Here is a 20751-nt window from a genome sequence, read left to right as displayed (position 1 = left end):
CTCATCACTTCCTTAGCGTCTTCGTGAGTAAACTTTCTTCGTAAGCGTTTGCTTTAAAAAAGGGACACATCGCTGTATTTCTTGGCGATTCGGTTGACAACTAGAATCATCACCAGGCCTATAATGCTTTGGAACAAACCAACAGCAGCCGCATAGCTTAGTCGGCCTCCACTAATACCGGAAGTGATGACATGCACGTCGAGGACACTCCCTATTCGAGCTGTTGCAGGCCCATTCAAAAGAAGCAGCTGTTCGTACCCGGCGCTCATCAAGCCGCCGACGGAGAGAATAAAGAGGATCACAGCAATGTTGCGAATGCCGGGGAGCGTGACATGCCACATTTGCCGAAACCGATTCGCGCCGTCAATCTTCGCCGCTTCGTACAATTGCTGATCAATCCCGGCTATTGCCGCCATGTAGATGATGGAGTTCCAGCCAATATTTTTCCAAACATCAGACCCCAATATCATGGGATAAAACCATGTGGTGTTGTAAAGGAATTGAATGCGCTCCATGCCAAGTAAGGCAATCAGGTCATTCATAGGTCCTCCATATGGAGTTAGGAGGCGCTGCATCAGCGTCACGACTACGACCCAAGATACGAAGTAAGGTAAGTAGGAAAGGGTTTGAACAACTTTCTTGAATTTCACTCTGCGAACTTCATTCAAAAGAATCGCGAGAATAATCGGCATAGGGAAACCAATGAGAAGCTTTGACAAACTGATCACAATGGTGTTACGTATGAGCTCTGTTGATTGATAATAATCGAAGAATTGGCGAAAGTATTTCAAGCCGGCCCAAGGACTTCCTGAGAAGCCGCCGGTGAATGTAAAATTACGAAACGCCACTTGAATTCCGTATAGGGGAACGTAAGAAAAAATGAAGAACCAAATGATGCCTGGCAGCATGAATAAGTAAAATACTTTATGCTGCCAGATGCGTTTCCATAGCAAACGCTTGAATGACATCGGTTTTCGGGGCTGAATTTGAGTCATAGAATTTGTCAGTGATTCCATTGTAAGCGTTTTACCTCCTTATAGGACTTATTCATAGGTTTCATTTGATATATTTATCATATCATCCATGTATACCTACTCGTAAGTCCAAATATTTATGATCAGGTATCACTTTCTTTGGAATTATCACTTTTTTTATTGTCAAGTCATCTTGAGTCTTTCCCTGAATTGGGTTGGCGTCATCGCGTAGTAATCTTTGAATACCTTTGTAAAATAACGGTAACTCTGATACCCGACCTCATCCCCAACTTGAGCTACGGTTAAGGCCGTTCGTTCAAGCAGTTCCAAGCTCTTCTCCATACGAAGGCGAACGAGAAAATCTACGAAGTTATAACCCTTCTCTTGCTTAAATATGGTGCTGAAATAAGAAGCGCTGATGCCCACATATTCAGCAACCTCCTGAAGAGAAATATCCCTAGACAGCTTGATCTTCATGTACTCAATGCCTTTGGAGACTGGTGACAGGTATAGAGCTTCGATGGCGATCGATTGCAGCATAAACTGAATCAACTCTTTTGCCTTCTCGGTAAGCTCAACGTACGTTTCCTGACAACGGATCTCCTCTATAAACATTTCCATAACTTCGCTCGTCACAGGAAGAGATTTAACTTCCCTGAGCTGACGAAACAGATTAACGAGCATCTCACCCACAATGAAACGTATGGAATCCTCCGATTCCCCGCTGCTGCACAAATTCCGCAGAAATTCGTTAAAGAGTCCATAACCCCCTTGTTCGTCGCCTTGTTTAAAGGCAATGATGAGCCTCTTTTCAAGCTCAGTCGGATAGAAGCCCTCGTTTTGTCCTTGCGATGAAGGATGAAATGGATTGACAGACCCTTTACCCGTGAAAAATTTATGCCTAAGTGCCTTGAAAGCTTGATCATAGGCCTCGGGAACATTGGAAATACCCTCGAACCGTTGACTGCATCCTACTGAAAGTTGAACATTAAATAACCGCAAATATTTGTTTAAGCTCTCTTGGAAAGCATGGCCCACTAGAAGTCCTTTGTTATCGACCGCTCTTTCTAAGCCGGCTTCAAGGAGGAACACGTAACGGTTCGGCGGCATCAACACAGAATCAACCGCTCCGTAACTGTGAGAGATTTCCTCCAAAATATTATGAACGATAAAGCGGCATAGTTTCTGATCTTCATCGTTGTAATTATCGGTGAACTTGGCGTAATCATCGAATTCCGCGACAAGCATAAGAAATGAGCCATTCAGTATGTCTAATTGAGCATCAAATTGATTGAACCACCGCTCTGGAGAGATCAGGATGTCTTTACGCGTCAGCCAGCGTTCATAGATTTGCGCTTTTTCAAGCAATGCCTTCTCCTTCTGCATTTGATTGGCATATAGGATTTTCGTCAACTGCAAATGACGCTCATCCAGTCTACGCGCGATTGTTTCGAATACTTCTGTTAATTGCTCTTTGGTCACAGGCTTCAGCAAGTAATCGCGCACGCCAAGCTTAATGGCCTGCTGTGCATAATCGAATTCCCCGAAACCGCTAAGAATGACAATTTCCACAGGTTCACCCGGCAGTGATCGGATACGCTCCGTTAGTTCCAAACCATCCATGTAGGGCATCCGGATATCGGTCATCACCACGTCCACTTCAGGACGTTCCTTCAGGATTTCCCATGCTTGCTGCCCATCCTCCACAATCGCAATGACTTCAAAACCATTTTGCTCCCAATTAATAACCTTAGTGAACCACTTGCGAGTTGATAATTCGTCTTCCACAATAAGCAGCTTATACATGTTCAACCCCCTCAAGCACTGGCAGCGTTAATACAACTTCCGTTCCTTTCCCGGGTTCGGACTTCATTGACATGCCATACTCACTGCCGAAATACATCCGAATTCGACTGTTCACGTTGTATAACCCGATGCCCTTGCTGGGCGAATGATCACTTAGCAAAGTCTCTACTTGAGACTTCGACATCCCCACGCCATTATCACGAACGGTCACGACAACAGCCTGTTCTGAGAGCTCACCTATTACGGTTACAGAGCCTCCCGCCATTCCCTTCAGCCCATGCTGGATCGCATTTTCTAGGAGAGGCTGAAGAATAATTTTCAAGGTATAGAGACTTGGTATCTGCGGATCTATTTGCCATTCAATCGTATGCCGAGCACCGAAACGGATTTCTAGAATCTTCAAATAACATTTGGCGTGATCAATTTCTTGTTCGAAACGGATGGTGTTACTTCCCTTGGATACCGATATTCGAAAAAGGTCCGCTAGTGCGACGACCATGCCAATGGCGGTCTGCTTCTCGTCCATGTCAATCTCGTTCTTGATTGCATCCAATGTATTGTACAGGAAATGAGGATTAATCTGTGCTTGTAAAAAATTGAGCTCCATTTCCCTTCTTTCCAGTTTTTCCACATAGTTTTGGTGAATGAGATCTCGTAAATTATCGAGCATGTTATCAAAATTACGATCTAATTCATCGATCTCATCGCCTTTAACACGGACTCTGCGGCTCGTAGAGAGCACCCCCCTGCCTACCCGGGATACTTTGGCGTGGAGACGTCGGATCCCGCGGGTCAGTTGACGAGTTATAAGCAAGGTCAGAAAAGAGAAAATAATCATACAAATGATACTAACTGTCAATATGGTTTGCCGAATTTCATTCACTTTGGATTGAATGGACGCTTTGGGCACAAGAAGGTACATCGTCCAGTCAACATTCTGGAGCTTGCGGTACCACATGACATAGTCGGTTCCCTGAATATGTAGGTTCAGCTCGGATTCGGAGCTTCGATCCTCACTGGTCCGTTCGACAATTTCCTGTGGAAGCGGTTTGCCAAGTTGATCGGTGTCAGGGTTAAACATGATGGTTCCCTTACTGTCTGCAATGATTAAGCTTCCACTTGCGTCAGCTTTGTTGCCCAACGTTTCCTGCACATACGTCACGGATGGGATCTGGATCGTTAGCTTTATATAACCAATTTTCTTGAACTCCCCGATGCTGTAAATCGGCCGCACCAACGCGTAATAATATTTACCGTCATAATGTTCAAGTATCCAAAACTTCGAGTCCGGTATCTCCTTCAAGCCGAGAACCCTTCGAAGCCTATCCTCTGGAAAAAGATATACACCATCGGACATGACATCCGGTGATGTGGAGAAAAATTCGATGCTCTCGACATCGGTCGCCTGATAGGCTTGGATAAACCGGACCGCACGAGAGATTTCCCGGTTCATGATAATAACGCCTTTTTCCCTGTACACTTCAGGTTCCGAAAGTACGTTTTGAACGGACTCCGACACCGTTAAATTGTCAAGAATGCTTTCATAGAATCGGATATTGTAGTAAATACCGTTGTTGGATTGGACTAATATCTTTTGATAAGAATCAGATACGTACCGGATAATGAGGTCTGACATTTGATTAAGGAAGTAATTCGTTAACCCTACAATCGGAAGTAGAATGGTCAGCAAATATACGATCATTAATTTTTTGTGTAACTTCATGCATGTCTGTCCCCCTTCGTTTAAGCAAGCATAATCTCTTCATTTCCCTAAGGGGACAGACATTTCCTTTATAGTAAAATTAACAAATGGTTCATTGTGGGATATGCACTGACACATTATCGATCTGTACAGTCGTATTATCGTCATACCACACACGGAACTGATAGGCATGCCCCAGTACGAAATCAGCCTCCATAGTAATGGACTGATACGTATCGGCGGCATTGAAATCACTGCGCAGCACGGGTTTTTCGCCAGTTACTTTGTTGCCTGTTCCGTCATAGATGTCGAGATTCAGCACCCGTTCGGAACCGCCTGCCGGATTGTCGATCTTTATGCGGAAGTCGACCTTAAGGCTTCCGGAAGGGAGATCCGCTACCCCAGGACCATGCAGCATATGACCTGCCGCATGGTCCTGCGGATTCGCATACCAACCATCGGAGGCTGCAGCTCCCGTATTATGGCCGAAGTCACGCTCCGCTTCGAAAATACGGCTCGTATAGTTCGCCGATACATGAATCGGAATCTGCGCTTCAAGGCCATTGTACGACGCCTTCACGATGGCATCTCCGCTTTGAAGCACCTGCAGAGCGCCACCGTCACCGATTGTGACCGTAGTTTCACCTTGCGTGACAGTCCAAGTCCCATCCACCGTCAAATTAACGTCCGGCTTGCCTTGCTCGCTCGCTTTTCCCCATAATTGAAGCTGCTTCTGCCCTGCATCTGTTCCGAACACCAACGAGGTTACATTCGATCCTCCGAATTTAAAATAAAGCGATTGTGTATTCGGCAGCGTTATTTCTGGCATATCCAGCCGCACGTGGTCGACTTTAACGTTCGCCTTATCTTCGAAGTGCACACGGAATTCATAGGTACTCCCGAGTGAATAGTCTACGTCCTCCAAGCTTATATCCATGTACTGGTCTTGTACGGCAAAATCCCGTAACTTCAGCTCTTTTGAAGCAATAATTTGATCAGCACTCGCATTATTAATATCAATGATAGCAATAGTATCATCAGGTAAGGTCGCGCCCGAAGCCTTCATACGGAAAGTGACGTCATGCACGCCTGATGGTAAATCGGCCACATAAGGTCCATATAACATATGACCGGGTCCGTGCTGCTCAATATTTGCCAACCAGCCATCTCCATCAATCGCCCCTGTGTTATGTCCGAAATCGTTCTCGGCTTCATAGAGTCGCTGAGCCAAATTACGGTTCATCACGACGGTGACTCGATCGATTTTAACCTTGGCGTTGCCATCATACCAAGCTCTGAACTGATAAGAATGACCCGCAACAAAGTCGGCCTCGAGTGTTGAATTATGATACGTGTCAGCACTCTGGAACTCGGATCGATGTACGGCTTTCTCTGCCACCACCACTCCAGCTGTATCGTCATAGATATCCAGATTCAGTACACGATCATTATCTCCACTCACCTGGTCAATCATAGCTTTGAATTTGACTTGGTTGCGGCCTGCAGGAATGTCTGAGGCACCTGGTCCGAAGAGCATATGTCCAGCTGCATGCTCCTGTGGATTAGCCGACCAGCCATCACCGTCCAACTTCCCTGTGTTATGGCCAAAATCGGTTTCCGCTTCATACACCTTATTGGCAACTTCCGTATCCTCTTTAGGTACGTTATTTTGAATCAGTTTCACCATTTTATCGGGCGTTACGACTTGAACATCGCCTTGCAGTTGATCGATAACAGCCTTTACTTCATCCATGGAGGATGACCAGGCATGAACGAGAACAAGCGAATAGCCTGCGGCACTCTTCGGATTTCTTGGCGCTGCATTGATATGCTGGACAACTGACGTAACATCGCTTCCAGCGATACCATGCCACAGCATTTCCCGCGGAGTGACGATGGGCTTATTGTTAGACCACTTTAAGGCCCCGTTTAACGCTTTATGATTGCTGTATTCCAAATAAATAACGCCATCCACATTCGGCTGAGCCGTATACTTATCCCACATCGCTTTTTTGTTGAAAGCATTAAAATCTATCACTTCAACGAGCGATAAATCAGCTCTGCCCATATCAGCGTTTAACTGTTTGAGATGCGCATCCAGCTCCTGCTCCGGATACATAGATGGATACATATAACCGCCGCCTGAAGGACCAACGACAAAATTATCTTCCTTTGTACCATCCTGATAAAATCGTTCCAGCACAGTCGGCGCCAAATCCATCATGCTGGGAGAAACAGCCCACCCCATATCGAAATTCCCACGGTTTGGGTTACCGAACCAAGGCTTGCCCTTCTCGGCCAAATCGTTCAGCATCCATTGGATATTATCGCCGTCCGACATGACGAATGACACATAATGCACATTATCCTGAACCGGAGGCTGCGTCTGATCCTTCTGTTTGAATTCTTTGATGTTAAAGCTGCTTAATACGGACAAATTATAGGCATGATCAGCCGGCAGTGTATATACACCCGCTGTCGAACTCGGACGTATGAAAGCGTCTTCGCCTTTTGACGCATCTCCCCATCCTAAGATGACAGCATCGGGCTCCGCGTCTGCAACGACGGATTGTCGGAACGCGCTGTTCCCATCATAAAAGGTGAAAGCGTTAGCCATTACAGCGTAATCTCGTAATTTGCCGCCCATACCGGACGCCAATTCTTCGCTCGTCTCCCCTTTTTGCTCAATCAAGGTGCGATGGTTGAGCTTATTCCAGTAGTTTTGCTTGACCCAAGCTTCATCCTTTGTCGAGAGATCCATTAATTGCTTGTAGCTTTTGGCTTGATTGACATCACCTTTTTCAATTAAAATGGCTTGCTTCAAATGGGCTAATGAAGTAGCTGCATTGATGGAGCTGTTCCCCTTTTCCCATAGTAAATAGCCATCAAACTGCTTCTTGAATTCCTTTACGAGCTTCCAAGGATCATGGATAAATTCCGTTTTCACCCCGTATTTTTGGACCAAATCGTCCAGCCATATCTTGTAATTCCCGGAATCGGGCAGTATGTAAATTTGATTAGATGACTTATTAGCGAGCAGCCCTTGCAGCGAAGCGATCATGGCACTTTCCGTTTCCGACATATCGCTCAAACGGATCACAAAAAGCTTTTTGGCTTTAACAGCAGCCTTTACGTAGTTAGCGTCCAATTGCGGTGATCCGCTTTGAGAAAGAGTTGTTGCATCATCTGACTCTGTTTCATTAGCTGCAGCGGCTGGAGACACAGATGTCCCTAAGAGTGACATGACAATAGAAAAGCATACAAACAAGACGAATAAACTGGTTTTTCTCATTATAAACCTCCTCATGATTCGAATGTATGACGGGAATAATTCACATTTGAATTATACAATATATCATTAACATATTCTACATGTCATTTAGATCATTTAAATCTACTATATTCACATCATTTTTGTCATGGTTCGACATACTAAACGCCTAGATAAACTTGAAGGCTGGGCCTCCGCTCCTATGGGATCGATGGTTATCCATTAACGAAAAAAAAGCCAAGCCACAATGGTGATAACCATCCATGACTTAGCTTTTCCAATTAACTGTGTATGATTAGAGGCACAACTTTCCCTTCATTCACATCAATTAAACCAAAATCCGTTATTTTCAGTGCAGGACTAACAGGTAAAGAATGAGTACTGATGGACATGATCGGATTATAATGGCAGTAGCCTAACGATTCCATAGCCTTGCGCAGCTGCTCAACTTCCTTCGCGACTTGCTCCAAAGGGACTTCGGTTAAAATACCGCCAACAGGCAGCTCAAGATTAGCGATCACTTTGCCGTTATCAACAACGCTAAAGCCCCCTTGATTCTTGATGACCTCATTCGCCGCAATCATCATATCGACGGGATTGTGCCCGATAACAAGCATGTTATGGTTATCGTGCGAATAAGTCGTTGCTATGGCTCCTCGCTTGATCGTATCTCCGCCGATTAAACCATAAGCGCGATTCCCGTTTTTCCCGTAGCGTTCAAACGTAGCAATCAGTCCATAGCCGCTTTCCTGCCAGTTAAGCATCCCTTGACGAGCTTCCACCTGGGCGTGATGCTCCTCTGTAAACGTGGAGCCATCCTTCACCATCATCGTTCGGCAGGCATACCGACCATCAGCGACTTCTGTTTCCATATAGAAATCCGATTCTGTTAACGGCGCCATATGAACACTTTGATAATAGTGCGCTGGAAAGGCGGGTGAATGGACGGTCGGCTCATACGGTTCACGCACATCGTAGACCTTGCGGCCATGCTTGTACACTTGATCGATTGTCAGCTGCTCCAAATTGGATATCAGTTGAAAATCGCCAATTTTACCTGGCGCAATAACGCCGCGATCATACATTCGCATTCTTTTGGCTGGAGAAAGCGTACTGGCATAAATCGCCTGCTCAGGTTTCATGCCCATCCCAATCGCTTTACGCACAAGGTGATTCAAGTGTCCCCGACCTTCGAAGGAATCTGCCATCACATCATCAGTTACAAAACAAAAATGCTCAGATACCTCATGCTCCATCAAATACGCTATCACTTCAGGCGTCATCGATTTTTCTTGAATTTCAATAAACATACCCGCAGCGATTCGTGCTTCCATGCCTTCGATCGATTGATGTGTATGATCGGAATCTACCCCGCTATAGATCATTCGGTGCAAATCCAAATCCAGCAGTTTGGGAACATGCCCTTCAATAATAAGATGAGGATAATGACTGCGGATATGATTTAAAATGTGATTCGTCTTGCAATCGGGATCCGTTATGACGTCTACGTAGTTCATGATTTCGCCTAAACAAATGATTCGTTCCGTACGAAGCAGTTCGTCCAAATCTTCGATTTCAATCGCTCCTCCGGTCGTTTCCATCGAAGTAGCAGGAACCGAACTCGGGATGGCGTAGAACATGTCCGCCACACAATGCTGGCTAGCTTTAATGAATTCCTTCACCCCGTCAAGTCCGAAGACATTGGCAATCTCATGAGGCTCTGGAACGATGGTTGTAACGCCGTTGCGAATGAGTCCGTAGGAGAATGTCTCCGGCGTGACCATCGTGCTTTCGATATGCAGATGAATATCAATGAGGCCGGGAATCATATAACGTCCTTGTCCGTCCAAGTGCTCGGCCGCTTCGAAGCTATCGGCAGCCCGTTCCCCGATATATAGAAACCTTCCATCCAAGATCGCTGCATTACCTTGGATGAATGTTTTAAAATAACTATTATAAATTCGTACATTTTCAATCAGTAAATCTACATGCATCTGCCTTCGCCTCCAAGTACATTACTCAACTAGAACTAATTTCTCGCTAGGAAAAAGAAGCCGGACCTCTTGACCATTCAGGTAAGGAAGTTCCATTTCTTTATTCACTGTGAAATTCCCCAGCTCCGTCTCAACAACGTATTGATAGCTTCTTCCAAGGAAGGTGCTGACTTTGACTTGACCTGTCAATCGATTCGCTCCTACCGCGATTTCATCAGGCATTCCAATCACAACATCATCCGGACGAATAGCCCCTTGCTTGCCAAGCTGTTCTCCTTTGCTTGGATGCTTCGTAACGGCGAACATATAGTCTTTCACCTTCAACGCAATCTCTTCATTTCCATCGAACCTGGAATCGAAGGTAATAAAATTCGTAAAGCCAATAAACCGAGCCACAAACTCCGTTTTTGGATATTTAAATATCGCCGCTGGAGCGCCAAGCTGTTCAATGATGCCTTTATTCATAATGGCAACTTGATCGGAGATGGAGAAGCACTCTTCCTGATCATGCGATACATAGACAGTAGTAATACCGAGCTCCTGCTGAATGCGTCGGATCTCCACCCGCATATTAATGCGCAGATTAGCGTCCAAATTGCTTAGCGGTTCGTCGAAGAGCAGCAATTCCGGCTCGATCACAAGTGCCCTGGCAATTGCGACCCGCTGTCTTTGGCCGCCTGAGAGTTCCTTCGGAAACCGCTTTTCGAAGCCGGACAGACTTACGATATCGAGGATGTTTCTGACTCGCCGATCGATCTCTGCCCCACTCACTTTCCGAAGACGCAGACCGAAAGCTACATTGTCATAAATGGATAAGTGCGGAAACAAAGCATAGCTCTGAAACACGAATCCAAAGTTCCGTTTGTTGACGGGAACGTGCGTATAATCTTTTCCGTTTAGTGAAAATTTACCTGCCCTCGCCTCTATAAATCCCGCGATTAGCCGTAGAGTCGTCGTTTTCCCGCATCCACTTGGACCGAGCAGCGAGATCAGACTTCCTTTTTCAACACTTAGGTTGAAGTCCTGCAGAATATATTGCTGGTCATAGGCAACCGAAATATTTTCCAGTGATAGCAATGCCATGGATGAAAGCCTCCGTTATCGTTTGGTGAAGTAGGATAAACCCATCAACCGTTCAATGATGAACATAAGTACGGCAGTGAAGAGCATTAGTAAGACAGAAATAGCGGCAATTGTAGGGTCAAAATGATTCTCCACATATGTCAGCATCTGTATGGGCAGCGTACTGACTCCGGGACCCGTCATAAAGACCGAGATGTCGACATTATTAAATGATTCTAAAAATGCAATAAGAATGGCTGCGATAATACCGGATTTGATGTTCGGTAGGACCACTTTGAAAAAGGTTTTAAGCTGACCGGCACCAAGACTTAACGCAGCTTCCTCAATTGCAAAATCAAAATTCGATAAGCTTGATGCAATGACGCGGATAATAAAAGGAAGCATAATCACGGTATGCCCAATCAGCAAAGCTGCATAGATCGGCAGGTGATAGGTGACGATAAGGTACTTGAGCATCGTAAACCCAAGCACGATACCTGGAATAAGCACAGGGGAAATAAAAATCGCATTAAGCGCCCCTTTCCCCTTAAACTCAAACCGGCTTAACGCATAAGCCGCTGGGATACCAAGCAGCAGTGCAAACAAATTACCGATCATCGATACAATAACCGAGGTACCCGCGGTCGTCATGAACATCTTGACTTCCAAAATGTTGCGATACCATTTCAATGAGAATCCTGTCGGTGGGAATTTCAATACACTCCCTGGCTCAAATGAAGCAAATGCAATAATGACGAGCGGCCCGAGCAAGAACATGTAGACAAGAAGCGTAAATAAGGCCAGTCCTCGATTCTTCTCCCGCATACTTCTACCCCTTCGGATTTAATTTAGTAGCCAGTTTGTTCATAAGCGCAATAACCACGAAGGTGATCACGATCATAATCACGGCAATGACGGAGGCGAGATACCAATCGTTCAGAGTAATCGCATTCTGATAGAGGAATGTTGAAATGACCCGCTGCTTGCCTCCGAGCAAAGCCGGTGTCGTATAAGCTGTTAAACTTCCGACAAATACAAGGATACTGCCTATAATTAATCCCGGTACACTAAGCGGAACGATGACCTTGACGAAAGCCGTAAATCGGTTAGCTCCCAAGCTCTCCGCCGCTTTGATCAGATCCGGATCTATATTCTCAAGAACACCGACCAACGTAATAATGATGAGCGGAAGAAACAAATGGAGAAGACCAATCATCATCGCAGCTGGTGTATACAAAATATTGAGTGGCTCTTGGATGATACCAATGGCCATCAAGGCATTATTAAGCAGCCCTTTTTTACCTAAAATAATCATCCAGCTGAACGACCTGACAACCGAGCTCGTAAGCAGCGGGAAAATAGCTAATGCAAGTAAGATCGCCTTTTGTCTCGGACTCTGTTTGGAGATGAAGTAAGCCACAGGAAATCCAAGCAATATGCAAAATAGGGTGGTTACCAAGCTGACACGCAGCGTCGTCCACACGATCTTGAGAAAATAAGGGTCTTTAAAGAAACTTAAGTACCCTCCCAGCGTAAACGTCCCTTTATCGAAAAAGGTTGAACCTATCGTGAGAAAGATCGGTATCACCATGAAAATCGTCAGGAACAGTAGTCCCGGTAGCAATAATAAAAATAAGTACGTTTTTTTCATGTAGCTTTACTCCTGTTCCTGGGTTCGCTAGGCACGCAAGGCGTGTATAAAAAGCTGGAGGAATTCGTCAGCCGATACATCCGTACACACATGAACATTAGCCTCTTTGGACAAGCGGTTCTGGAAATCGCATACGGTCTGTCCGTCGCACAGCTCGCTTCGGGTTTCGACATCAACGTAATAATGGCGTGTCGTGACCAACTGTTTATTCAGAGCCACTCCGACTGCAAGTGGATCATGAAGCGCACAGGCCCGAACTCCGTTACGTTCATAGTAACGCTTCATATAATTCGCGGTGCTTTCCTGAACATAGCGGGCTATGGGAGAATCTCCGAGCTCACGGATATGTTCATCGGTCAGCAGCGCTTTACGCGTCACATCCAATCCTACAAGGGTTAAGGATGGAAAACCTGCCTGGAAAACGATCTTCGCGGCTTCCGGATCGACAAACATATTGTATTCCGCCGTGGGCGTTACATTGCCGAAGCCTTGAACGACGCCCCCCATCACAATGACTTCCTTGACCTGATGAATCAGATCAGGATGCTTCATAACCGCCAATGCCAGATTCGTTAACGGCGCGGTCATAACCAACGTGACTTCTCCGGCGTGCTTCCGTACTTGTTCCACGATAAAATCGGAGGCATGTCCAGCGGTCGTCTGCATATGAACCGGCATATCGCTTAAAGCGCCGCCAAGCCCGTCATTGCCATGGACATGATGCTCAAAGTGAGAAGCTCGCATCAAAGGCTTGTCTGCCCCTTTAACGACCGGAATCTTCTCTTCCATCCCAAGCAGTTGGAGGATCTTACATGTATTCTTGGTCGCTTGATCCAGAGAAACGTTGCCATTCACGGTTGTAATTCCGAGAACATCCATGTCTCCGCTGCGAATGGCCAAAAGAATACCTAGCGCATCATCCACACCCGTGTCTACATCTAGGATGACCTTCTTTTTCATGACTAAGCCCCCTTTAAGTCCTATTGAAGAAATCAAGGGTATATAAGCATATACCCTTGATTGATTTTATTTATTGAGCAACTTCCTTGTTGAAGCGGGCAATCCATGCTTTGAGATTCTGATTGACGAATTTCATATCCAATTTGCGAAGTTTATTCACCACGTCTGCGCCATAGGTAATCCCTGTAGCTTCTTCAGGCGAAAGCTGAAGTGTTGTGTTTACAGGTGAATCTACTTTCGCTTTCGCTGATTTCTCCTGTACTTCCTTGCTCAAATGCCAGTTGATGAAATCCTCAGCCAGCTGCTTGTTTTTACTTCCTTTAATCACGTTGACCGTGTTCATTACGGCGTAAGCTCCTTCTTGCGGGGAGACGAACTTCGTTTCTGGCACAGCTGCTTTCAAATCCTTCACGTACATTTCCATGATAGGACCAGCAGCAATTTCCCCTTGTGCGAACATGTTTACGAATTCGGAGGTTTGGCCGTAGTATTTAACGACTCCTTTGTTCAACTCCTTAATTTTTGCAAAAGCTTGATCCTCATTAAACGTAGCATTTCCAGCAACGACAGATGCTGCATCCAAGACCATTGGGCCAGTTGTCCCCGTGATGTTAGGAAGTGTCAGCTTTTTGGAGAGTTCTGGACTCCATAGGTCGCTCCATGACTTGATTTCTTTGGTTGTTGCTTTCGGATTGTAAGCAATGCCTAGTCGACCTACCGTGTAGGCTGGACCATAATCTTCACCCAGCGGCGCCTTGGCCAGATCATAAATGTCTTTCAAATTCGGAATCCTACTGCGGTCGATCTTATCGAACAGTCCCGCTTCAATTCCTTGTTGTGCGTAATAGTCAGATAAATAAATGAGATCCACACTCGAGCTGCCCTGCTTCACTTTGTTCATACGTTCTGCGTTATTTCCTATCTCCAGAACAATCTTGGCATTATGCTCCTTCTCAAACGGCGCGTACACTTCTTTCTTAAAGAAATCATCCGCAAAACCCCAGGTGGAAATGATTAAAGTTGTAGGTTCCCCTTTGGATGCCGCTGTGGCAGCTGCTGTGGGTGCTGTCGTAGCTCCACTTGTATTACCCTGGTCCTTCGTGCCGCAACCTGTTAAGGCTAGTCCTACTACAGATAAAGAAATTAAACCACGAACCATTTTTTGTCTCATCATTCATCGTCCTCCCAAGTTTTATCATGTATAATTTTAATGCGTGAATCCCCTGTTAAATTTTTACTAGTATTCTTCATGACCCCAGAAATATGCGCGTTTCGCCTTAAATCCAGCTATACAAAAAAAAAAGAAAAGTACCCTTGATAGAAAGAAGCTTCTAATCAAGAGCACTCTTCATTGTAAACAATGCAAAGTGACATCTATTGGTATACATGTGGTTTCCTCTTAAGATAAATCAAAAGAGAACACCTTCGACTAAACTATTCGGTTTGTTTAAGAATAATGTTCGTTATTGCCCATTGCGTCGGCGGATCATAATCCCTTAATACCGCATCCATGGATAAGCCCAGTTCTTGCTCCAGCCTGTCCCGGATTCTCTTCTTGTATATAGAGGACATATAAAAATCGACTTCGTGTTTGAGCGTTGGCGCCTCGCCTTCCAATGCAGTTGAACGCGGTGAGCGGCGGTGCTTGGCATGAAAAGTAATAATATTCTGATCAATTGAAACCTTCAGCAATGTTGTGCCAAACCCAAACAACTCTTTGGAGATTTCGTTATAGAGGTGACACAGCTTCTTCTTGTATTCATTAGAATCTAGTTGTGGCATGGAATCACCTTCAAGATCAATTATCAACCCTTATGCGTTAAAATCTATCTTAATAATACATAGGATTTCAGAATTAATCAAGAGAATCGTTCGTCTTTCTCACTGAAATCGGGCATTATTTACCTATAACACATCTAAATGATCCAATTTCCCGAATGTCTTACAAATATTGCTTGATATTCGCGACGGATTCGGGCAGCATAACTCATCTTGGTTAACATAAATCAAGGGCTGCCTCGCTGAAACTTTTAATACTAGTACTTTATTACTAGTATTAAGAGTGCTATACTTTAGAATACATAGTAATTCTTCTGCTAAACGATAAGAGCAAAGCTAATGAAAATTAGTGACGCAAAGCTAAAGGAGCTAAGGCGAAATACTTCGCTATGCTTGCCAGTTACCGAAGGAAGGGATATATCCACAACTCCCCTTATTCTTCTTTTAAGGGGAGTTTTCCTTATGTTCTATAACAGTAAATAGCTAGGTAGAAAGTCCCTCTGAAAGGTGATAATTAATATGGCGAGACTAATGGTTGTTGATGATTCTATCTTTATGCGATTGATGATTAAGAACATCCTCTTAGAATTAGGGCATGAAATTGTAGCCGAAGCATCGAATGGACTTGAGGCCATCTCTCTTTTTTTACAGCATTCACCTGACATGATTACGTTGGATATCACAATGCCCGAGATGGATGGTATTACGGCATTAAAGGAAATTAAAAGTTACAAGAGCGATTCAAAGATCATTATGGTATCCGCAATGGGGCAACAATCCTTTGTTATTGAAGCCATTACCCTTGGCGCTAGAGATTTTATTGTGAAGCCTTTTGATAAAGACAGGGTAGCTGAAGCTGTAAAAAAGGTACTGAGTTCGTGAATGCCCACAATGCTCTCCACCTGAATGCCTCGCCATTCAACTTTTTGGACCATCACTTATTTAGCCGTGATTATGTATTTCGATACGGATTCATTCTTACTCTACTAATGATTACGGTTTTACATGTATCTGTTTTTCCAAAGTTTGATATATATGCTTTCTATCTACTTTCTGTCATATTTTGGGCATCGGATTTTCGAATAAACCGCTGGTGGTTCTAATCATTCTTTGTTCATTCGTAGTTTTGTTGAGGTCCTATTATTTTGGCGAAAAGTGACCTTATGGATACATATACAGAAAATTGATTTGAAAGAGAAATTCCTGGCGCTATGGTTGCCGAATACACTCTCAACTTGACCGTGCATGACCCCCTTTTAAATAGATCTATTGTAGAACTATATACAGGAATAAAGGTTTACAGAAATAAGGAGGAATGGGTTATGGGAGCCATTATTTCAATCGGTAATCAAAAAGGCGGCGTTGGCAAAACGACAACCACGGCCATCACGGGGTATCTTCTCTCTAAGAAGTACAAGGTTCTCTGTGTCGACTTCGATAGCCAAGGCAATTTGACACAGTTTCTTACTCAACGAGATATACACGATTACTCCAAAATGACTATTTTTGAGGCATGTAAAAACATGAATCCCACCCCCTACATCCGCAAGTTAACCTACAACCTTCACTTCATTCCGGCTGATGAAATGCTTGCAACTCTGCCCATGCTTATCCATCAAAATCCTTCAATGAGTTCGACCATTTTGAGAGATACACTACATAAAGTAAAGGCCAGATACGACTACATACTTATTGATTTACCTCCAAATCTCGGAGAGCACACGATTAATGGTTTAGTAGCTTCCGACTATGCAATCGTCATGCTACAATGCGAACCAATGTGTTATGACGCGCTGGACAGATACATCGCAACAATGATTCACATCAAAGAGGTTAAAAAACTGGACCTTGTTTTATGCGGCATATTGCCAACAATGATCGATTCTAGAACAATCATTGATAAAACAATCATTGATAGGGTAAGGAGAGAATACGAGGGAGTTGTGTTTCGATCGGAAATAAAGCGAAGAAATAGAATCAAGGAGTTTTCTATTACAGGAATACAGGAATACAGTAATATGGATACATCGGCATTAAGCAATTATAGAAATTTTGTCGAGGAGCTGGAGCAGCGTGTCCAAGCGTGATGCGATTGAACAGTTATTAGGAAAACGGCGGAGTCAAGAAATACAGGAAACTGTAAATACAGGTATACAGAAACCTGTAAATAAGAAAAAAGCAACATTTGATTTCGATGAACAATTCCATACTGAGTTAAAGATATTCGCCGCGAAACAGAATAAGAAGATGGTTGATGTTGTGGTAGAGGCCGTGAAAGAGTATATGCGAAGACATAAAAATAACCCACCGGTCGAGTAGGCCCTTCGGATAATTTAAATAACAGTTTGCTCTAATTGCCATTTTTTAATAAACATTAGCAACTTAAATGAATTCAGTTCTATCCTGTTACAAAAAGAATAAAGGGGATCGAATAGGAGTTTTCAGCCCATTCGATCCCTCCTATTTCGCTTATTCTCGTTGTCTACTTTCTTTCCAGATCAACACCAACTTTGCCGTCTTGCACATTCACCTTATACGTTTTTACCCAAATCTTTTCGCTGAATAAAGATTTGCCGGTTCGAATATCGAATTCCCAGCCATGCCAGGGGCAGCGGATGATTTCGCCCATTTTACCGTACTCGTATTCATACACGTCCGAAGGGAGCGTAGTACCAGATACGAGTCCTGCGCACATCGGCGCCCCCTGGTGGGGGCAATAATTGTTTAAAGCGTAATATTCATTGTTTATCCGGTAAATGCCGATGCTCTTCCCCTCGATTGTGACGACGGCGTGACCGCCTTCGGAGACAGCGTCCGCATCCAGCACGTAATGTACCGTCATAAGGTCCTCCGTGAGTTAAAGGTTATATAGGCTTTTGGCATTTTCGTAAAAGATTTTACGCTTCGCCTCCGGCTTTAGTCTCCGCAGAATCATACTTGGTGAATCGAAATCCCAATGCGGATAATCACTCGAATACAGAATCATATTCTCGGCATCAATCATATTGAACAAATCGATCAAATGCTGCGGATTATCCGGTTCCTCAATGGGCTGTGTAGTTAAATAACAATGCTCTCGAATGTACTGACTAGGCAGCTTCTTCAGCCAAGGGACGGTAGAGCGGAGCGCTTTATAGTTCTTATCCAGCCTCCACATCAGATGCGGCAGCCAAGCAATACCTCCCTCGGTTAGCACTACTTTCAACCGCGGGAACTTCTCAAATACGCCCTCGCATACCATGCTGACAAGATGAGCCATGAACATCTGCGACAAGCATGTGTGCCACTCGATGTAACGGGACGGATACCCAGCAGCGGTAGGTGCCGTGGAGCTGCCCCCTCCTTCCGCGCCTGGATGAATCGCAATAGGTAGACCATTCCGCTCCGCAGCCTCATAGATAGGATGATACTGTCGCTGGCCGAGGGGGGCACGAGCCGCACTAGAAATCATCACTTCGACGATATCGGGATGGCCCCCGACGCGGTCGATCTCTTTCGCGGCAAGAGATGGGTCCTGTGTGGCGACGGCCATGGCGCCTTTGAACGCCTTGTGTTTACCAAGCCATTCGGCGATCAAAAAATCGTTGTAGGCAGAGCAAATCACAGCCGCGTAATCAGGGTCGTGCGTCGTTGAAATATTGTAAACAACCCCAGTCAACACGCAGTATTCAACATTGTAGCCCTCAAGTAGCTGCTTGATCATGAGGTCTGGGTCCGAGCCGGCTTTACCGCCGCTGGCCGGAATAGCGTCCTTCTTCATGACGCCTATTGGCGAATAGTAACCGGAGCCTGCATACCCGATTCCGGTCGCTGCTACGCGTGACCTCCATGGTTCTGCCAGGTAAGGCAGCAAGTCAACATCATTCTGTTCATTGTGGACATCCACATCAATGACCTTGAAGTCTTCGGCCATACGAACCCCTCCGTTCCGGCGTATAGGTTACTTTGCCTCCTAGCTGCACGGATTGATTACTTCTTGCCGTATGTGCGGGTATAGGCAGCATTGTACATACCTAACAGTTCGTCAGCTCCTAGCTTCTTCGCCTGATCGATAAATTCTTGATACGTCTTATCGTTGATCGGCGTCTTGCCCGCTACGAATTCAGTCAGCTTCTGCTCGAGGAATTTGTTCAGGTTGTTCAGCTTCGATTTTTCCAGCTCCAGCTCTTCCTTCGTCTTGACGATCTGCTTCGGCGCTGGAATTATGAACGATTCGTATCTCTTGTTAATGTCCTTGCTCTTGTCGCTTAATCCGCGCTCCCACACCTCGCGGGATTTGGCATTATCGAGCGTAACCATATCGTACCAAACGCCCCAATCCTTACGCAGTGTCGTGAATGGCGAAGCGCCGAAATCCTTGTTGTAGACAGATTTGCCGTTTTCCTTCGTATACGTTTTGCCCTCGATACCAAGAGATAAGTAGTTAGATCCTTCTTCTCCCAGTAAGTAGTCAAGAAATTGAACTGCCCTGTCCTTGTCTTTCACCTTAGCCGAGATCGCGCGGCCGGCAGCGCCAACAACCGGACGTGAGAATTGGTAGTTCTTAATACCGTCTGCAGCAAATTGTGGAATCGCATCGAGTGTATACTCCGCTATACCCGCTTTACGTCCTTTGTCCATAAGCGTCTCCAAGTCAGCCTTCCAGAAAAACGTCACGAGTGATTTGCCTTTAAGAATCCGCTCTTCCCATTGTGCTTGCGTAATCATCGAGAATTCAGGATCCAGCAGCTTTTCGTTAAACAATTTATTCAAGTAAACAAGCGAGTCCTTATATCCTTTATGATAGGGAGCAAACGCGTATTTGTCGGTAGCCGGATCGACGTTATAGAAGCCATGTATGCCGGTGAACGCTCTGCCGAATGTCGTAAATAACCCGGTATCGCCAATAATGGCATTATTGATGAGGGGATAAGTATCCGGCTGCTTTTCTTTGAGCGTTTTGAGGAACTGATAAAACTCATCCACTGTAGTCGGCGCCTTCAGTCCATACTTATCCATGACGTCCTTGCGTGTATACCAGACGAAGTTAAAACCTTTCCCTTCTGCGTCGCCCTCGATGACAGGAACGGTATAAATACCGCCGTCAACGCCAGTTGCGACTGCTCTAGCCTCTGGGTATTTGTCGTAGAACGCCTTTAGGTTCGGTGCTTTATCCAAGTAATCTTTTAAGTTCAAAAATACTTTATCAGGACCGTGCTGTCTTCCCTCTAACGTATCTACCTGGATGAAGTCCGTGACTGAGTTCGTCGCAATCATAATTTGCTTCTTTTCCTTCAAACCTTCCTGACTGACCACTTGAAACTCAACCTTTACGCCGGTCTTTGCTTCGATTTCCTTGAAGATGTCCCAGTCCTGGCGCACTTTTCCTTCTGGACGGTCGTAAGCCAGCCACGTGAATGTGATCGCCTTCTTGGACTCGTCTGGTTTCTTCGTTTCTCCGGCCGCAGGAGTATCCTTCGGTTGGCTCGAACAGGCTGCTGCGACCAAACTAATGAGCATAACCGTAGTCAATCCTGTTGCGACAGTTCTTTTTTTCATCTGAAAACCTCCCT

17 protein-coding genes and 1 riboswitch are annotated in these 20751 nt (G+C 45.1%); of the genes, 3 read left to right on the top strand and 14 right to left on the bottom strand.

Translation table 11 applies throughout. The features are described 5' to 3' along the window. Positions 1-53: 53 nt before the first annotated feature. The 11 genes from QFZ78_RS35495 to QFZ78_RS35445 form a co-directional block, all read right to left on the bottom strand. Positions 54-1016, bottom strand: coding sequence for an ABC transporter permease (locus tag QFZ78_RS35495; RefSeq protein WP_307554412.1), 963 nt, complete (start codon positions 1014-1016; stop codon positions 54-56). Positions 1017-1157: 141 nt separating this feature from the next. Beyond that, positions 1158-2780, bottom strand: coding sequence for a response regulator (locus QFZ78_RS35490; protein ID WP_307554411.1), 1623 nt, complete (start codon positions 2778-2780; stop codon positions 1158-1160). Further along, on the bottom strand, positions 2773-4503 hold the full coding sequence (locus QFZ78_RS35485; protein ID WP_307554409.1) for a sensor histidine kinase: 1731 nt from the start codon (positions 4501-4503) through the stop codon (positions 2773-2775). Before QFZ78_RS35485 ends, QFZ78_RS35490 begins: the two co-directional genes overlap by 8 nt. A 91-nt stretch (positions 4504-4594) precedes the next feature. Next, the gene (locus QFZ78_RS35480) at positions 4595-7774 is read right to left on the bottom strand and encodes a GxGYxYP domain-containing protein (protein WP_307554407.1); all 3180 of its coding nucleotides are present in this window, start codon (positions 7772-7774) and stop codon (positions 4595-4597) included. A 260-nt stretch (positions 7775-8034) separates the two neighbouring features. Further along, the gene (locus tag QFZ78_RS35475) at positions 8035-9747 is read right to left on the bottom strand and encodes an adenine deaminase C-terminal domain-containing protein (protein WP_307554405.1); all 1713 of its coding nucleotides are present in this window, start codon (positions 9745-9747) and stop codon (positions 8035-8037) included. Between the two features lie 21 nt (positions 9748-9768). Then, positions 9769-10830: an ABC transporter ATP-binding protein gene (locus QFZ78_RS35470; RefSeq protein WP_307554402.1), complete on the bottom strand. Its 1062-nt coding sequence runs from the start codon at positions 10828-10830 to the stop codon at positions 9769-9771. A gap of 15 nt (positions 10831-10845) precedes the next feature. Then, on the bottom strand, positions 10846-11634 hold the full coding sequence (locus tag QFZ78_RS35465) for an ABC transporter permease (RefSeq protein ID WP_056839164.1): 789 nt from the start codon (positions 11632-11634) through the stop codon (positions 10846-10848). Between the two features lie 4 nt (positions 11635-11638). After that, positions 11639-12460 carry an ABC transporter permease gene (locus tag QFZ78_RS35460; RefSeq protein ID WP_307554400.1) on the bottom strand — a complete coding sequence of 274 codons (822 nt, stop codon included), beginning with the start codon at positions 12458-12460 and terminating at the stop codon, positions 11639-11641. A gap of 27 nt (positions 12461-12487) precedes the next feature. After that, entirely contained in the window at positions 12488-13420 is a 933-nt protein-coding gene (locus tag QFZ78_RS35455) for a nucleoside hydrolase (RefSeq protein ID WP_307554398.1), read from the bottom strand. A 70-nt stretch (positions 13421-13490) separates the two neighbouring features. Next, positions 13491-14591: an ABC transporter substrate-binding protein gene (locus QFZ78_RS35450; RefSeq protein WP_373460424.1), complete on the bottom strand. Its 1101-nt coding sequence runs from the start codon at positions 14589-14591 to the stop codon at positions 13491-13493. Positions 14592-14854: 263 nt separating this feature from the next. Beyond that, complete coding sequence (locus QFZ78_RS35445; protein WP_057306268.1) at positions 14855-15202, bottom strand: hypothetical protein; 348 nt, start codon at positions 15200-15202, stop codon at positions 14855-14857. A gap of 316 nt (positions 15203-15518) precedes the next feature. Next, positions 15519-15607: riboswitch (cyclic di-GMP riboswitch) on the top strand. Positions 15608-15718: 111 nt separating this feature from the next. Between QFZ78_RS35445 and QFZ78_RS35440 the strand changes: the two genes are divergently transcribed. The 3 genes from QFZ78_RS35440 (at position 15719) to QFZ78_RS35430 (ending at position 17518) form a co-directional block, all read left to right on the top strand. Next, positions 15719-16081, top strand: a complete 363-nt coding sequence (locus QFZ78_RS35440; RefSeq protein WP_307554394.1) for a response regulator — start codon at positions 15719-15721, stop codon at positions 16079-16081. Positions 16082-16521: 440 nt separating this feature from the next. Continuing rightward, a complete protein-coding gene (locus QFZ78_RS35435) occupies positions 16522-17286 on the top strand; it encodes a ParA family protein (protein WP_171648781.1) in 765 nt (254 codons plus the stop codon). Next, positions 17273-17518, top strand: coding sequence for a hypothetical protein (locus tag QFZ78_RS35430; RefSeq protein ID WP_307554392.1), 246 nt, complete (start codon positions 17273-17275; stop codon positions 17516-17518). Before QFZ78_RS35435 ends, QFZ78_RS35430 begins: the two co-directional genes overlap by 14 nt. 163 nt (positions 17519-17681) lie before the next feature. Here QFZ78_RS35430 and QFZ78_RS35425 read toward each other — a convergent pair whose 3' ends face one another. Genes QFZ78_RS35425 through QFZ78_RS35415 form a run of 3 tightly spaced genes read right to left on the bottom strand, consistent with a single transcriptional unit; the run spans position 17682 to position 20737 of the window. After that, positions 17682-18041 (bottom strand): Rieske (2Fe-2S) protein, encoded by a 360-nt coding sequence (locus QFZ78_RS35425; protein ID WP_307554390.1) that lies wholly within the window; start codon positions 18039-18041, stop codon positions 17682-17684. 15 nt (positions 18042-18056) lie between these two features. Next, complete coding sequence (locus QFZ78_RS35420) at positions 18057-19112, bottom strand: amidohydrolase family protein (RefSeq protein ID WP_307554388.1); 1056 nt, start codon at positions 19110-19112, stop codon at positions 18057-18059. Positions 19113-19168: 56 nt separating this feature from the next. Beyond that, positions 19169-20737, bottom strand: a complete 1569-nt coding sequence (locus QFZ78_RS35415) for an extracellular solute-binding protein (RefSeq protein ID WP_307554386.1) — start codon at positions 20735-20737, stop codon at positions 19169-19171. Between the last annotated feature and the right edge of the window lie 14 nt (positions 20738-20751).

The sequence above is a fragment of the Paenibacillus sp. V4I5 genome (assembly GCF_030817255.1).
GTDB lineage: Bacteria > Bacillota > Bacilli > Paenibacillales > NBRC-103111 > Paenibacillus_E.
Note: the sequence above shows the minus strand (reverse complement) of the source record. Positions and strands in the feature narration are given on the sequence as shown.